Raw genomic sequence first — 16675 nt, 5'->3', positions numbered from 1 at the left:
GCTCGTTCAAGCTGCGTGGTGCATTGCTGGCGCTTCTGGCAACCGGCGCATCGCTGGCGGCGCCGGCGGTCGCGCAAGAGGCGCCGCAGGAAGCGCTGGTTGATCTGGTCAACCCGCTGATGGGCACCGATTCGAGCTTCGAGCTCTCCTACGGCAACACCTATCCCGCGGTCGCGGTGCCGTGGGGCATGAACTTCTGGACCCCCGTCACGGGCGAGATGGGGAATGGCTGGGGCTATACCTATGACGCCCACAAGATCAGCGGGATCAAGCAGACCCACCAGCCCAGCCCGTGGATGAACGACTATGCCGCGTTCGAGCTGATGGCGGTGACAGGTCCGCTGCGCATCAAGCAGGACGAGCGCGCTTCCTGGTACAGCCACAAGGCCGAGGAGAGCCGGCCTTACAAGTACAAGGCGTATCTCGCCGATTACGACGTGACGGCGGAGGTCGTGCCGACCAGCCGCGCCGCGCAGTTCCGCTTCACCTTCCCCGAAAGCGACGACGCGCACATCATCCTCGATGCGTACAACGAAGGCTCGATGGTGACGGTCGACGCGAAGCGGCGGCGCATCACCGGCTATGTCCGCAACAACAGCGGCGGCGTGCCCGCGAACTTCCACAACTATTTCGTGCTCGAGTTCGATCACGACTTCACCGTCAGCCGCACCTGGGACCAGAACTGGCAGCTGCACGACGCGCCCAAAAGCGAGGGCGCGCATGTCGGAGCGGTCGTCAGCTTCAAGACAAAGAAGGGCGAGCAGGTCGGCATCAAGGTCGCCTCCTCCTTCATCAGCCTCGAGCAGGCCGAGCGCAATCTCGCGCAGGAGGTCGGCGGCGACCGTTTCGAGCAGACCGAGGCCAAGGCGCGCGCGGTATGGGAAAAGGAGCTGTCGCGCATCCGCGTGACCGATCCCGACATCGACAATCGCCGCACTTTCTACTCGGCGCTGTACCGCATGCTGCAGTTCCCGCGCACCTTCCACGAGGTCGACGCCAAGGGCCAGACCGTCCACTACAGCCCCTATGACGGCAAGGTGCATCCTGGCCCGATGTTCACCGATAACGGCTTCTGGGACACCTGGCGCGCGGTCTTCCCCTTCTTCGCCTTCATGTATCCCGAGCTCGACAGCCAGATCATGCAGGGGCTGGTCAACACCTACAAGCAGTCTGGCTGGCTGCCCGAATGGGCGAGCCCCGGCCATCGCAGCGTGATGATCGGGTCCAACTCGGCGATCCTCATCGCCGACGCCTATGCCAACGGTGTTCGCGGCTTCGATGTCGAGACGCTCTACGAAGCGATGGTCAAGAATGCGACCACGTCCGAGGGGCGTCCGCGTGACGACAAGGGCAGGGTGCTGACCGCGGTCGGGCGCGAGGGTGTCGAGCATTACAACCGGCTCGGCTATGTGCCCTATGACGTCGGGATCAACGAGAGCGCGGCGCGCACGCTCGAATATGCGACCGCCGATTTCGCGCTCTCGCGGCTGGCGGCGGCACTCGGCAAGACCGAGGACGCAAAGAAATACGCGGCGCAGGCGCAGAATTACCGCAAGCTGTTCGATCCCCAGTCGGGCTGGATGCGCGGGCGCAACCAGAACGGAAGCTGGGCAACGCCCTTCAACCCGCTGAAATGGGGCGACGCCTTCACCGAGGGCAATTCGCTCCACTATAGCTGGTCGGTGATGCAGGACGTTCAGGGCCTCGCCGACCTGATGGGTGGCGACACGGCCTTCGTCGACCGGCTGGATTCTATCTTCACGACGCCGCCGCTGTTCGACGACAGCTATTACGGCCAGACGATCCACGAGATCCGCGAAATGCAGATCGTCAACATGGGCCAGTACGCCCATGGCAACCAGCCGATCCAGCACATGATCTATCTCTATGACTGGGCGGGCGCGCCGTGGAAGGCGCAGTATCACGTCCGCAACGTGATGGATAAGCTCTACTCGTCCGCGCCCGACGGCTATCCGGGCGACGAGGACAATGGCCAGACCTCGGCCTGGTATGTCTTCTCGGCATTGGGCTTCTATCCGGTCACGCCCACGGTGGGCCAGTATGCGATCGGCAGCCCGCTGTTCCGCAACGTCCAGCTTACGCTGCCCAACGGCAAGACGCTGACGATCGAGGCCGAGAACAACGGCCCCGACAATGTCTATATCCAGTCGGTCACCTTCAATGGCCAGCCGCACGACAATACCTGGCTCTCGCGCGAGGCTATGCAACAGGGCGGCACGCTGCACTTCGTGATGGGCCCGCAGCCCAACAAGCAATGGGGCAGTACCAAGGCGGCGGCGCCCTTCTCGATGAGCGCGCCGGCGAAGCAATGACGGCGCGGCATAGCCAATCAACGGGAGAGAATGTGTGATCGATCTTAGCCGTCGCGACGTGCTGTCGAGCGCGGGCGCGCTTGCCGTGGCAACCGCGCTTCCGGGCGCCGCCGCCGCGCAGCAGCGCGTCTCCCAGCGTCCGCCAAAGGACAAGCGACGCTTCACGAGCAAGGCCGTCGAGGCCGAGATCGCGCGGGTGAAGTCGAAGATCGCCGACCCCGAGCTCGCCTGGCTGTTCGAGAATTGCTACCCGAACACGCTCGACACAACCGTCTTTCTCGGCGAGGTCGACGGCAAACCCGACACCTTCGTCATCACGGGCGATATCGATGCGATGTGGCTCCGCGACAGTTCTGCGCAGCTCCAGACCTATGTCCATCTGACGCCGAAGGACGCCGGGCTGCGTCGCCTCTTCCACGGCGCGCTGCAGCGTCAGGCGCGCTGCATCCTGATCGATCCCTATGCCAACGCCTACACCAGGGATCCGGCGGCGAAGTCGAACCTGTCGGCGATCAACGACAAGACCGAAATGAAGCCCGGGGTCGCCGAGCGGAAGTGGGAGATCGACTCGCTCTGCTATCCGATGCGCCTCGCGCATGCCTACTGGACCGCGACGCGCGACAAGACGCCGTTCGATGGGCTCTGGGCGAAGGGGATGGCGGTGGCGGTGGCCACGCTTCGCGAGCAGCAACGCAAGGATGGACCCGGCGGCTATCATTTCCAGCGCGTCGATCCCTCGCCGACCGAGACGCTGATGTTCGGCGGTTATGGCGCGCCGACGAAGAAGGTCGGCCTGATCCATTCGGGCTTCCGCCCTTCCGACGACGCGTGTGTGTTTCCGTTCCTGATCCCGTCCAACCTGTTCGCGGTGTCAGCGCTGGGCATGCTCGCAACCGTGCTGCGCGAGGCGCGCGGCGACGATGCGGCCGCGCGCGACTGCGAGGCGCTGGCTAGCGAAGTGCGGCAGGCGCTTGAGGCGCACGGGAAGATGCCCGACGGCAAAGGCGGGGAGGTCTGGGCCTTTGAGGTCGATGGTTATGGCAACGCCATCTTCATGGACGACGCCAATGTCCCGAGCCTGTCGGGGCTGCCATTGCTCGGCGCGGCCGAGCGCAACGATCCGCTTTATCGTCGCACCGCCGCGCTCGCGTGGAGCCCGCGTAACCCCTATTTCTTCTCGGGCACCGCGGCCGAAGGGATCGGCGGGCCGCATGTCGGCATGGACATGGTCTGGCCGATGTCGATCATCACCCGCGCGCTGCTGAGCGATGATGACGCCGTGATCCTGCAATGCGTGCGCTGGCTCAAGGACACGCATGGCGGGACGGGCTTCATGCACGAATCCTTCCATAAGGATGATCCGACGAAGTTCACGCGGAGCTGGTTCGCCTGGGCGAACGGCCTGTTCGGCGACCTGATCCTCGATCTCGAGCGCCGCAAGCCCGCAATGATCACCGCGCGTATCTGACGAGAGGAAACTAGCATGCTGCGTACCAACCGCCGACAGATGCTGGCGGGAACCGGCCTTGCCGCGCTCGCCGGCCTGGCCCCGCGCACGGGATGGGCGCAGGCGCCGATGCCCGGAAAGCCCGACCTGTTCGTCGGCACCGGCGGCCACGGGCACACCTTTCCCGGCGCGTCGCTGCCCTTCGGCATGGCGCAGCTCAGCCCTGACACCGACAATGCGCGCTGGGATGCGTGCTCGGGCTATCACGACACCGACAGCTCGATCATGGGCTTTTCGCACACGCATCTTTCGGGGACGGGCATCGGCGACATGCTCGACGTGCTCGTGGTGCCGACGCGCGGCAAGCTCGAGCTCGTGCCCGGGGCGCTCGACAATCCCGATGGCGGCTATCGCCAGCGCTTCTCCGACGAGCATGCCGAGCCCGGCTATTATCGCGTGCGCCTCGAATCCGGTGTGCTCGCCGAGCTGACGGTCACCGAGCGCTGCGGCCTCCACCGCTACCGCTTCCCGAACGGGCCGGGGCACATCCTGATCGATTTCGCGCACATGATCCTCGACACATGGGACAAGGGTACGCTGATCGAGAATGCATCGCTCGCGCTTGGCGCCGACGGGCTGCTGACCGGCAGCCGGCAGGTCAACCGCTGGGCCAAGGGACGCCACATCCATTTCGCGATGCAGCTTTCGCGTCGCCCCGATCGCGTCCAGTTCTTCGGCGATGGCGACGCGCCCGCAGCCAAGGGGGCGACGGGGATCACGGGCAAGAGCCTCAAGGTCGCGCTGTTCTTCGACGATGCCGGCGGCGAACCGATCCTCATCAAGACCGGGGTCTCGGCGGTCGACGTGAGCGGCGCGCGCGCCGCGCTCGCAAAGGAGGCACCGGGCTGGGATTTCGACGGCGCCCGCGACGCGGCACGCGGCATCTGGGCGAAGGAGATCGACTGCGTCCGCGTCAAGGGCGGCACCGAGGCGCAGCGCACCATACTCGCCAGCGCGCTCTATCACAGCTTCCTTGCGCCGACGCTCTTCACCGATGTCGATGGCCGTTATGTCGGCCTCGACCGCACGGTGCACCAGACGCCCGAGGGCTCGCCCGCGTTCAGCACCTATTCGCTCTGGGACACCTATCGCGCGCTGCATCCGCTGCTGACGCTGGTCCGCCCCGAGCGTGCGGCGATGTTCACGCGCGACCTGATCCGCCACACCGCCCAGAGCCCTTATGGTCCGCCGGTCTGGCCGCTTCAGGGCGTCGAAACAGGCTGCATGATCGGCTGGCACTCGGTCGTCGTGCTCGCCGAGGCGAAGGTGAAGGGGATCGAGGCGGACTATGCCGCGGCATGGCCCAATATCCGCCGCCGCGCCTTCGATCGCGACTTCAAGGACAGCGACAGCTCGCTGGGCCGCGGCTATTATTACGACCTCGGTTACATCCCCGCCGACAAGGTCTGGGAATCGGTCAGCCGCACGCAGGAATACGCCTATGACGACTGGGCGATGGCCGTGCTCGCGGAGGCCGCGGGCGCGCATGAGGATGCCGCGACGCTGCGCAAGCGCAGCCTCAACTACCGCAACGTGCTCGACGCCTCGATCGGTTTCGCGCGCCCCAAATTTTCTGACGGCAAATGGTGGGAGCCCTACGACCCGATCCAGATCGGCCACGATCCCAAGAAGCACCGCGACTACACCGAGGCGAATGGCTGGCAGACGACCTTCCTCAACCAGCACGACATCTATGGCCAGATAAAGCTGTTCGGCGGCGACGCGGCGTTCGAGAAGAAGCTCGACGGCTTCTTCAACGCGCCCTCGACATTGCCCGACAATGCGCCGCCCGACATATCGGGGTTGGTCGGCCAGTACGCGCATGGCAACGAGCCCGATCAGCACGCCGCGTATCTCTATGCCTATTGCGGCGCGCCGTGGAAGACGCAGGCGATGGTCCGCCGGTTGCTGACCGAGATGTACAAGGCGGCGCCCGACGGCGTGATCGGCAATGATGATTGCGGCCAGATGAGCGCGTGGTTCATCCTCTCCGCGCTCGGCTTCTATCCGGTCGATCCGGTGAGCGCGGCCTATGTCTTCGGCTCTCCGCTCTTCGACGAGGCGGAGGTAGGGGTCGGCAACGGCCGGACGCTGCGTATCCGCGCGACGGGCAACGGCCCCGCCAGCCCCTATGTCCAGTCGGTGCGCTGGAACGGTCGTCCTTACAGCCGCAACTGGATCAGCCATGCCGAACTCGCAAAGGGCGGCGAGCTACTCTTCGAAATGGGGCCGCGCCCGTCCTCGTTCGGCGCAGCCATCAAGGACCGCCCACCCTCGTTCGGCAACGCGCCTGGTTGAAGATGGTGGCTCGCTACGCGCCGATGATGGCCGCGCCTGCGCCGCGCGGCGCCTTCCAGAGCGCGCCGGGTTTGGGCAACAGGAAATGGCTGAACGGCAGGATCGCGGCGCCCACTGCCGGTGCATCTTCGGACAGGGCGGCCCGGACGACAGGCGCGATCGCGGGTAGCTTGGTCGCCATGTCTTCCATGCGTGCGTTCACCCGGTCGGCGATCTGCTCCACCAGATATGTGGGCAGCCGTCCGCCCAGTAGCACGGCTGCCGGATTGACGAGGCAATTCACGGCCGCGAGTGGTTCGACAAGCTCTTCGGCCGCGGTGTTGATCCATTGATCGATACAGGCACTCAATGCCGCGGACGGCGCGTCGTTCGACATCGCCTCGGCGAGCGGGAAGCCCTGCGCCGCGAGTTCCCTGGCCAGCGCCGAGAGAGAGACCATATTCTGCAATGGTTCGTCGCGCCCGTTGGCGCGATGCGTGCGCATGAAGCCGATCTCGCCGCTTCGCCCGTCGGCGCCGCGCACATAATTGCCGTCCACGACGAGGCCGCCCCCCAGGCCCGAGGAAACCAGGATGTAGAAAAAGCTGTTCATGGTCTGGCCAAGGCCCAGCTGCATCTCGCCCATGGCGGCCGCGGCGGCGTCGTTCTCGGTGAAGACGGGCAGGTGGTAGGGCTCGGCGAACAGCGCCTCCATCCCGAGGCCCTCCCACTGCGCATAGGCGGCGGGCCGTCCGGGCAATTCCACCGAGCCGAGATCGTCGGGCACGGCAACGCCAATTCCAACGATCTTCTTTGCGTCGACGCCGGCAGCTTCGAGCATGCCGGCGATCGAGCGCTGGTAGAGCGCCCGCACATCGTTAGGCAGGGCATAATCGACTTCTTCGGTCACACGCGCGAGCGTCTGCCCCGAGAAATCGACGAGGACGATCGTGATGTGATCCCGATCGATATTGATGCCGATCGAAAAGCAGGCGTCGCTCCGGATGACGAGCTTGGTTGGCGGCTGGCCGCGACCCCCGCGCCGCTGGCCGGCTTCCTCGATCAAGCCCTCCTGGAGGAGGCGCTTGGTGATGTTGGCGATGGCGGGCGCAGTCAGTCCGGTAATGTTCGCCAATTCGACCCGCGTAAGCGATCCGCCCACCCTGATGGCATGCAGCGTTATCCGCTGGTTGTGATCGGCCGCGCGTTCCAGGTTCGTGCCCGACAATCGCGGACGATCGCGATGGGAAGACGTCGTCATGCTGTGGGGCTCGCTGGAAGAGGGATGCCCGGAATCCGCTGCCCGGTCCTGCCGGGAGATGTCGCTGCTGTTCGTCGCCATGTGTCGGCTTCCCACCTTTATGGTTCAGTCGTCAATGGTTTCAGTACAACGGCCGGGCAGTTCCGGGCCCTCAGGACAGGACAGCACGCGTCGCGACCCGCTTTGCGCGGTTCATATGGTTGCTTTTTGCTCAATCCGATCATGTCGGGTTGCATCCGAAATTGAATAATGCAATTTAATGTATTAATTATCATCGCGGCCCAGACAAGCCGCGAATGCGAGCTTCGACAGGGCTTGCGCTGCAAAGAGGGAGGAGCGTGAAGATGCCGCCAGGATCAGCTTTCTGCGCATATGGGGCGCCCGTCGGCGCGCGAAATGCCTATCCTCGCACGAATGCCTGGGTCGAGGGGCCTGGCGCGCGCTTGTCGACGACAATTCTGTTGGCGGTGCTTGTCGCTGCGGGGGCGAGATAAGCGATCGTGAGCGAGACTGGACGTCCGATGTCGGCCATGGCTGATCTTCCTTTTGCCGGTGTCGAGCTCGGCGGCACCAAATGCGTATGCACCTTCGCTTATGGCCCGGATGCCATACTCGATCAGCGCACGGTACCAACGACGTCGCCCGACGAGACGTTGCCGGCCCTTCTCGCCATATTGCGGGAGTGGCATGAGGAACGCGGCTTTGCCGGGCTCGGGCTGGCGTCCTTCGGGCCGCTGGACCTCAATCCAGGGTCAGCGAGCCATGGGCGCATTCTGGCCACGGCCAAGCTCGCATGGCGCAATGCGGATGTGCTCGGCACGCTCTCGGCGCCTTTCGCGGTCCCGGTGGGTTTTGATACCGATGTGAATGGCGCCGCGATCGCGGAAATGCTCTGGGGTTCCGGGCAGGGATTGCGCGATTTCGCCTATGTCACTGTTGGCACGGGGGTCGGCGTCGGGCTTATCGTCCACGGCCTGCCGACGCGCGGCATCGGGCACAGCGAAATCGGGCATATGCGTGTGCCCCGCCGGCCCGGCGACACCGCGCCCAGCGCCTGTCCCTATCATTCCGACTGCGTGGAAGGGCTGGCGTCGGGGACAGCGCTCGCGGCGCGCCTGGCCGGGCGTTCGCCTGCCGATGTGGCGTCAGACGATCCGGTCTGGGAGCCGATCGTCGACGCGCTTGCGGCGATGTGCCATTCGCTCGTTTGCGGAACTGGGCCGCTGCGGATTGCGATCGGAGGCGGCGTGTTTTCAAGCCAGCCGCACCTGATCGGGCGCATCAACGAAGCACTGGTTCAAAGCCTGGGGGGCTATATGCAGTTGCCCGAGGGCACGGACTATGTCGTCGCGCCGCGCCTGCTCGCACAGGCCGGGCCGTTGGGATCGATCGCTCTCGCGATCAGTGCCGCGAAAAGTGATCCGACCGAAACTCCTTGCGCCGTCGGCTAGGCCACGGCAGAGCAAAGGTGGCGAGAATGCCGAGACTTGATGCGACCTATGTTGAAAAGCCCTGGGGGCGCACGACCCTGCCCTCCTTCCTGCAGGATCATGCGGGCAGACGCATCGGCGAGGTCCATTTTCAAGGGCCGCAAGGCGATAAGGATCCCTTGCTGGTCAAATATATCACCACCAGCGAACGGCTCTCGATCCAGGTGCACCCTGACGACGCCCAGGCCCGCGCTGCGGGCATGGCGCGCGGCAAGGAGGAGTGCTGGTACATCCTGGATTGCGCGCCGGGCGCCGTGCTCGGCATCGGCTTCAGAGATGCGCTGACGGAGGACGCATTCGAGGCTGCGGCCCGCGACGGGTCGATCGAGGAGCTTATCGACTGGAAGCCCGTGCGGCCGGGCGACTTCTTCTTCATTCCTGCCGGAACTGTTCACGCCATTGGTGCCGATATCGTGCTGGCAGAGATTCAGCAGAACGCCGACATCACCTACCGGCTCTATGACTATGGCCGTCCGCGTGCGCTGCATCTCGAGCAGGGAAGGGCGGTGAGCAAGCTCGTCCCATATGATCAACCCGCGATGAATGGGCCCCTCGGCACGCAGCAGCGACTTCTTTCGACCGATGTTGCACCCTTCCAGGTCGATCTGAAACACTGGCGGGGCGGCGAAACCTTGCAGCTGACGGGAAGCGACCAGATCTGGTTCCTCCCGCTGAGCGGCAGGGGTACGGTCGATGGACTCGAGTTCCTCCCCGGCGAATGCTGGTTGATCGACGATCAGTCAGCGGTCACGACACAGGATGCGGTGGACGCGTTGATCGCGTTCATTCCCGCTAGAGCGGCATGAGGCACTTGAGCGCCGGTTCGATTGTCGCGCATTGAACTGGGCGGCGCCTTCTGGTTAGTCTGGCGTCATGCTGCTTACCGCCATGCTGCTCGCTGCAGCTTCCGACCCCGTTGCCACTGTCCGCGTCTCCTTCGATCGCGAGGGCGAAGTCGTTGCGCAGGCGTCGGGATACGCCGATATCGCCTCGCGCCGAAAGGTCACCGCCGACGATCCGGTGCGCGTGGCATCCATTTCGAAGCTGGTGACCGTAATCGCGGTGATGCGACTGGTTGAAGAGGGGCGGCTCGATCTCGACGCCGATGTCTCCGGCCTGCTCGGCTGGCGGCTGCGCAACCCCGCTTTCCCCGACCAGCTGATCACCTTGAAGTTGCTGCTCTCGCACCGTTCCGGCCTCAACGACGGGATCGACTATGTGCTCCCGCTCGATGCCGAACTCAAAAGCGTGCTGACCGATCCCAAGGCGTGGGACGCCGAACATGCGCCGGGCAGTTTTTTTCGCTATGCCAACATCAATTTCCCCGTGATCGCCGCGGTGATGGAGCGCGCAACGGGCGAGCGTTTCGACCGACTGATGGATCGCCTCGTCCTTGCGCCGCTCAAGCTCGATGCCTGTTACAACTGGTCGAACTGCAGCGACGAAACCGCCGCGCGCGCGGTCGTGCTCTATCGCGCGGGTGCGCCGGTCCGCGACGACAATCATGGCGCCAAGCCCACATGCGCCGTTCAGCCCGCGCGCGACGGAAGCTGCGACCTGGCGCAGTGGCGGCCGGGAACGAACGGCGCGATCTTCTCTCCACAGGGCGGCCTGCGCATTTCGGCGCGCGGGCTTGCGCGGATCGGGCGATTGCTGCTCGGCCAGGGCAGCATCGATGGCGTCACCCTGCTCAGCCCGCGTTCGGTGGCGCTGCTCGAGCAGCCGCTCTGGACCTTTGACGGCAGCAACGGCGACACCGGTAGCGACGAGTCAACGGGGATGGGGAATACGGGTTTCTACTGCAGCTACGGCTTGGCGATAACCTTCCTAGCGACTTCGCAAAAGGGTTGCCGCGACGACGTGTTCGGCGACGCTCGTCGGCGTTTCGGTCATGCCGGCGACGCCTATGGCCTGCGCTCGGGGCTGTGGATTGATCGCGAGCGCGGCACCGGCGTGGCCTATTTCGCGACCGATGTTCCCGCAGACGAAGCGGGCAAGCGATCCGCTTTCACTGCCACCGAAGAGGCGCTCGCGCGCGACACCAAGGCGGCGCAACGATGAAACTGCGCCATATCGAAATCTTCCACGCGGTCTATACCAACGGCTCGGTCACGGCCGCGGCGCGCGCGCTCAACATCTCGCAGCCCTCGGTATCGAAGACGCTTCGTCACGCGGAATCGCTGCTCGGCTTTCCATTGTTCGAGCGCACCAATGGAGGGCTGGTGCCTACCGAGGACGCGCACATGCTGTTCGAAGAGGTGCGCGAGATCCAGGACAGGGTCTATTCGCTGCGTGAGGCGGGGCGCAATCTGCGGCGCGGCGCGGGCAGGACGCTCCGCGTCTCCGCGCTCCCCTCGCTGGCGCTCGGCGCACTCCCGATCGCGGTCGCACGCTTCCTGCGCACGCACCAGGATGTGAAGTTCGACCTTCAGACCGTCCATCACGACGATCTCGTCCGCAAACTCTATGAACGCGAGACCGATATCGCGATCGCCTATGAAGTGCCGCCGACCGCACCCGTCGGCAGTCGCTGGCTGAGCGAGGGCGAACTCGCGGTGCTGTACCGCGAGGAGGACATGCCCGATGCCCCGCCGCGTCTCGAGCTTTCGGATCTGCGCGGCCACCGACTGGTCAGCGTCGCGGCGAGCGGACCGATCGGCTACATCTTCACGCAGGAGTTGGAGCGTCTCGGGATAGAGCTTGATGAGGCGGTGTCGGCGCGCACCTTCTATATCGCGACCGCGCTCGTCCGCGCCGGGGTGGGGCTCACGGTGGTCGACAGCTTCACCGCGCAGGCTTCGCTCGGGCCCGGGCTTGCGATGCGCCCGCTCAAGCCATCCCTGACCTTCGATGTCCACGCGCTTTTCCTGATCAACCGCCCGCCGACGGCACTTGCCACGGCCTTTCTCAAGACGCTGGCCAAGGTAATCGACGGGTCATAACGCGCGGCTATGGTCTCGCGCGCACTCGCTATGCCCGATTGGCGCGCGAGCGGCTTACCGTGGCGACGATGATACCAGCACCCTTTTTCCTTTATCTCGGCCACAGCACGGATTCGGTCGGGATCAAGACCTCCCGCGGCCTCGCGACCTTCCGCCGTCAGGATTGCGTCGGCGAATTCCGGCATGACGATTGCCCGCTCACGCTCAACCTGCCGCGCCTGACCATGGCCGAGGCGGCTGCTGCGGGCGCGCGCACGCTCGTGCTGGGGATCGCCAATTCGGGTGGAACCATGGCCCCCGACCTCATTGAAGACGCGCTGGCCGCACTCGAGGCGGGGATGAATGTCGCCTCGGGCCTCCACCAGCGGCTGCGGGACGAGCCGCGGCTGGTCGAAGCCGCGCGCAGCAGCGGGCTGCAGTTGTTCGACGTGCGCGATCCACCCGTGGATCTCGTCGTCGGCAATGGCCGGCCCCGCGCCGGGCACCGGCTGCTCACCGTCGGTACCGATTGCTCGGTCGGCAAGATGTACACGTCGCTCGCGCTCGTCGATGCGATCCGGGCGCGTGGGAAGAGTGCGGATTTCCGCGCGACGGGCCAGACCGGCATATTGATCGCGGGTGGGGGGGTTCCTGTCGACGCGGTCGTGGCCGATTTCATCTCGGGCGCCATCGAACAACTCGCGCCGGCACGCGATGATGACGGCTGGGACGTGATCGAGGGGCAGGGCTCGCTGTTCCACCCCTCCTTCGCGGGGGTTTCAACCGGACTTCTCCACGGCGCGCAACCCGAGGCTATCGTACTGTGCCACGACCCTGCCCGCGCGCATATGCGCGGTATCGCGGGCCGGGACCTGCCCGGTCTCGGTGAATGTCTCGAGCTCAACCTGCACATGGCGCGGCTCACCAGCCCCCATGTCCGGGCGGTCGGCATCTGTCTCAACACCTCGGCGGTGGACGAGGCAACAGCGCGGCGGCTGTGCGATGAGACCGCGCTGGCCTTCGAACTTCCCTGCACCGATCCGATGCGCTTCGGCCTCGATGCGATCATGGATGAACTGCTGTGTCCCGACGTCTCGAAGCCCGCCACGACCGCTTCGCGCTGAAATCACCCTTTCGCATTTCGCGTGGGGTGAAAACCGAGGCCGACGTCGTCACGGTCACGATCGCGCAAGGCGCGTTCAGCGGGCGCGGCGAAGGCGTTCCCTATGCGCGCTATGGCGAGAGCGTCGAGAGCGCCTTGGCGATGATCGAGGACGTGCGCGGCGCGGTGGAGGACGGCGCCGATCGTACGGCGTTGCTCACCCTGCTCCCGCCGGGTGCGGCACGCAACGCGCTCGATTGCGCGCTCTGGGATCTCGAGGCGCGGCTGGCGGGGTCGAGCGTCGCGGCGATGATCGGCGCACCGTCGCCCGATAGGCTGCCGACCGCACTCACCGTCGTGATTGACACCCCCGATGCGATGGCACGCGCGGCGGCCGCGATCGCCGATGCGCCGCTGATCAAGGTGAAGGTCGACGCCAATGATCCTGCAGCACAGATCCTCGCGGTCCGCGCCGCCGCGCCCGCCGCGGCCCTGATCGTCGACCCCAATGAAAGCTGGGACCAGCCGCTCACCGAGAAACTGCAGGCGATGCTGCTGGAAAGCCGGGTTGCGCTGCTCGAACAGCCCGTGTCCGCTGGCGAGGATGCATGGCTAGAGAGCTTCAACCCCCTGGTGCCGATCTGCGCTGACGAAGCGATCCATGTGGCCGACGATCTCGATATCGTCGCGCGACGCTACCAGGCGGTGAACGTCAAGCTGGACAAGACCGGAGGGCTTACCGAGGCGCTGCGCCTTGCCGACGCTGCGCGGGCGCGCGGGATGCAACTGATGACGGGGTGCATGATCTGTTCGTCGCTTTCGATCGCGCCTGCGCTGCATGTCGCCCGCCTTTCCGGCTTCGCCGACCTTGACGGGCCGCTCTGGCTCCGGGAGGATCGCGCCGGTGGCGTGGCCGAAGCGCACGGGATGCTCGTGCCGCCGGCGCCAGGTTTCTGGGGGGAAGAATGAAAAAAACGCGGATTGCGCGTGCGGCGGCGATGCTCACGATCGCGATCTCGACACTCGGCGCGGCTTCCGCGCCCGAACAGGTGGACCTGCTGATCCGCGGCGGCACCGTTTATACCGGTTCGGACGAGCCCTTTGCCGGCGATGTTGCGGTCACGGGCGATCGCATCCGCGTCGTCGCGCCGCGCGCCGATGTGCAGGCGAAGCGCGTTATCGACGCAAGCGGCATGGTGGTTGCCCCCGGGTTCATCGATCCGCATACCCATGCGGGCGCGATGCTTGCGTCCGACGATGCGCAGGAGCGGCTTGTTCTGCCCTTCCTGATGCAGGGCGTGACCACTGCCTTCATCGGCAACGACGGCGGCGGCGATCTCGACGTGGCAGGCGTGCTGGGCAGGGCGGCCGGGAAGCCGGTTGGCATCAACTATGCGACCTATGTCGGGCTGGGGCCCGTCAGGCAGTCGGGGATCGGAGAGTCCGACCGCGCGCCGACGACGGACGAACTTACGCGCATGAAGGGCCTCGTCGCCAGGGCGATGTGCGAAGGCGCACTCGGTCTTTCCACCGGTCTGTTCTACGCGCCGCAGAGCTTCGCCAAAAGCGACGAAGTGGTGGCGCTCGCACGCGAGGCGGCATCGCGCGGGGGCACCTATGACAGCCATATCCGCGATGAATCGAGCTATTCGATCGGGCTCAAGGCCGCGATCGAAGAAGCCATCGATATCGGGCGACAGGCACGGATGCCGGTCCATATCGCACACATCAAGGCGCTGGGCGTCGATGTGCAGGGGCAGGCGAACACGATCATCGGCATCGTCGAGGCCGCGCGCGCGCAGGGCCTGAAGGTCACGGCCGACCAATATCCCTGGTCGGCGTCGGGCACCAGCCTCGCCGCCGCGCTGGTGCCCCGATGGGCGCAGGATGGCGGGCGTGCCGCGCTGCTCAGGCGCTTCGACGACGCGACGCTTGCGGCTCGGTTGCGCACCGACATGGTCGAAAATCTCCGCAAGCGCGGCGGCGCGGCTGCGCTGCTGATTACTGAAGGGCACCACAAGGGAGCGACGCTTGCAAAGGTCGCCGAGACATATGGCGGGGATGCAGTCAGCGCCGCGATCGCAGTCATTCGCGACCACGATCCCGGCGTGGCATCGTTCAATCAGAGCGAACAGGACATCGCCGCTTTCATGCAGCGTCCCTGGGTGATGACGGGTTCCGACGCCTCGACCGGCCATCCGCGGGTCTATGGGTCGTTCGCACGCAAATATGCGAAATATGTCGTCGCGGAAAAAGTCCTGACGCTGCGCGAATTCATCGAACGCAGCAGCGCGCTGACCGCCGACACGTTCGGGCTCGAGGGGCGGGGCCATCTGCGCACCGGCGCGTTCGCAGACATCGTGATCTTCGACCCCGGGCACTATCGCGAACGCGCGACCTATGACGCGCCGACGCAGCTCGCCGAGGGTGTGCGAACGGTCGTCGTGAACGGCGTCGTGGTGGTCGATGGAGGCAAGCCCACGGGCCGCGCCGCGGGCCGTGCGCTGGCACACAAGCCCACGGGACACTGCGCATGATCCGCGGCTGGTTCGCCATACCGCTGTGGAAACGCGTGCTCGGCGGACTTGGGCTGGGACTGGTCCTCGCCTTTGTCTGGCCGACGGCGGCGCCATCGGTGGCGTTCATCGGCGATCTCTTCGTGCGCGCGATCCGCATGCTGGTAGCGCCGATCGTGCTCGTCACCATTGCGGCGGGCATCACGTCGCTCGCCGATCCCCGGCGGCTTGGAAGCCTTGGCGGACGGACGATCGGGCTGTTCGCCCTCACTACCGCGATCGCGGTGTCGGTGGGGATGGCGGTCGCAACGCTGGTCGAGCCCGGCGTCGGCGCGCCGCTTGGCACAGCGGCCCCGCACGCGCTGGGTGATCCCGTCACGCCTTATCAGCAGCTCGTCGGCATCATCCCGCTCAACATTTTCGAGGCGCTCGCCAAGGGAGACATGCTTGCGCTGATCTTCGTCGCCATCCTGATCGGCGTCGGCACCGTCGTCGCGGGTGACGCCGGCAAGCCCTTTGCCGCACTTCTGCAATCGGCCTCGGCGGTGCTGCTGAAAGTGGTCGGCATCGTGATGGAAGCGACGCCCTTCGGCGTCTTCGCGCTGATCGCAAACGCCGTCGCCGCGAACGGCGCGGCGGTGTTCGTCAATGTCGGCTGGCTCGCGCTCGCGGTGGTGCTCGGCTCGCTCGTGCAGATCGTGGTCGTGCACAACCTCATCCTGAGGCTGCTCGCGCGGCTTCCCGTGCTGCCTTTCTTCCGCGGCATCGTCGACGCGCTCGTCGTTGGCTTTTCGACCGCGTCGAGTTCGGCGACACTGCCCGTCGCGATGCGCGTTGCGGAGAATAATCTCGGCATCAGCCGGCCGATCTTCTCGACCGTGCTGCCGCTCGGCGCGAGCATCGGCAAGGACGGCACCGCGATGTATGTCGGTCTGCTCAGCATGTTCGCGCTTCAGGCTTTCGGGACGCCGCTCTCGCCTGCGGTCTATGGCCTCGTCCTGCTGACCGGCGCGCTGGCCGCCTTTGGAACCGCGCCCGTGCCCTCGGCCTCACTCTTCATGCTGGCAGCGGTGCTCTCGGCGGTCGGCGTGGCGCCGGAGCAGACCGCGCTCGTCGTCGGCTTCGTCCTGCCCTTCGACCGGCTGCTCGACATGACACGCACGGTACCCAGCGCCAGCGCCAACCTGACGGTGGCGACCACGGTGGCGCGCTGGGAAGGCGAACTCGACGAAACCATATATCGATCACGTCCGGAGGCCTGAGCGAGA

Annotated in this window: 12 protein-coding genes; 11 read left to right on the top strand and 1 reads right to left on the bottom strand. The window is 65.8% G+C overall.

Features of this window, described 5'->3' with window-relative positions:
* The first annotated feature begins 11 nt into the window (after positions 1-11).
* From AC3WJD_RS11310 to AC3WJD_RS11300, 3 genes are read left to right on the top strand one after another with little or no spacing between them, the layout of a single operon-like run.
* On the top strand, positions 12-2333 hold the full coding sequence (locus AC3WJD_RS11310) for a GH92 family glycosyl hydrolase (RefSeq protein WP_492746749.1): 2322 nt from the start codon (positions 12-14) through the stop codon (positions 2331-2333).
* A gap of 37 nt (positions 2334-2370) precedes the next feature.
* Positions 2371-3801 carry a glycoside hydrolase family 125 protein gene (locus AC3WJD_RS11305; protein ID WP_492746748.1) on the top strand — a complete coding sequence of 477 codons (1431 nt, stop codon included), beginning with the start codon at positions 2371-2373 and terminating at the stop codon, positions 3799-3801.
* Positions 3802-3816: 15 nt separating this feature from the next.
* Positions 3817-6138 (top strand): GH92 family glycosyl hydrolase, encoded by a 2322-nt coding sequence (locus AC3WJD_RS11300; protein ID WP_492746733.1) that lies wholly within the window; start codon positions 3817-3819, stop codon positions 6136-6138.
* Between the two features lie 13 nt (positions 6139-6151).
* Here the strand turns inward: AC3WJD_RS11300 and AC3WJD_RS11295 are convergent, their stop codons facing one another.
* On the bottom strand, positions 6152-7378 hold the full coding sequence (locus tag AC3WJD_RS11295) for an ROK family transcriptional regulator (protein WP_492746732.1): 1227 nt from the start codon (positions 7376-7378) through the stop codon (positions 6152-6154).
* A 530-nt stretch (positions 7379-7908) separates the two neighbouring features.
* Between AC3WJD_RS11295 and AC3WJD_RS11290 the strand changes: the two genes are divergently transcribed.
* From AC3WJD_RS11290 to AC3WJD_RS11255, 8 genes are all read left to right on the top strand, one after another.
* On the top strand, positions 7909-8829 hold the full coding sequence (locus tag AC3WJD_RS11290; protein ID WP_492746731.1) for an ROK family protein: 921 nt from the start codon (positions 7909-7911) through the stop codon (positions 8827-8829).
* 26 nt (positions 8830-8855) lie between these two features.
* Positions 8856-9674: a class I mannose-6-phosphate isomerase gene (locus AC3WJD_RS11285; RefSeq protein WP_492746730.1), complete on the top strand. Its 819-nt coding sequence runs from the start codon at positions 8856-8858 to the stop codon at positions 9672-9674.
* 67 nt (positions 9675-9741) lie between these two features.
* Entirely contained in the window at positions 9742-10929 is a 1188-nt protein-coding gene (locus AC3WJD_RS11280) for a serine hydrolase domain-containing protein (RefSeq protein ID WP_492746729.1), read from the top strand.
* Complete coding sequence (locus tag AC3WJD_RS11275) at positions 10926-11810, top strand: LysR family transcriptional regulator (RefSeq protein ID WP_492746728.1); 885 nt, start codon at positions 10926-10928, stop codon at positions 11808-11810. Before AC3WJD_RS11280 ends, AC3WJD_RS11275 begins: the two co-directional genes overlap by 4 nt.
* Positions 11811-11878: 68 nt before the next feature.
* Positions 11879-12913: an N-acetyltransferase DgcN gene (gene dgcN / locus AC3WJD_RS11270; RefSeq protein ID WP_492746747.1), complete on the top strand. Its 1035-nt coding sequence runs from the start codon at positions 11879-11881 to the stop codon at positions 12911-12913.
* Positions 12871-13860, top strand: a complete 990-nt coding sequence (dgcA, locus tag AC3WJD_RS11265; protein WP_492746727.1) for an N-acetyl-D-Glu racemase DgcA — start codon at positions 12871-12873, stop codon at positions 13858-13860. The genes dgcN and dgcA overlap by 43 nt, the downstream gene beginning before the upstream one ends.
* Complete coding sequence (locus AC3WJD_RS11260) at positions 13857-15428, top strand: N-acyl-D-amino-acid deacylase family protein (protein WP_492746726.1); 1572 nt, start codon at positions 13857-13859, stop codon at positions 15426-15428. Before dgcA ends, AC3WJD_RS11260 begins: the two co-directional genes overlap by 4 nt.
* Positions 15419-16669: a dicarboxylate/amino acid:cation symporter gene (locus AC3WJD_RS11255; protein WP_492746746.1), complete on the top strand. Its 1251-nt coding sequence runs from the start codon at positions 15419-15421 to the stop codon at positions 16667-16669. The genes AC3WJD_RS11260 and AC3WJD_RS11255 overlap by 10 nt, the downstream gene beginning before the upstream one ends.
* The last annotated feature ends 6 nt before the right edge of the window (positions 16670-16675 follow it).

This window comes from Sphingobium sp. FW306-1B-F04DB (assembly GCF_058781925.1).
This window is presented reverse-complemented; position numbering and strand designations above follow the sequence as displayed.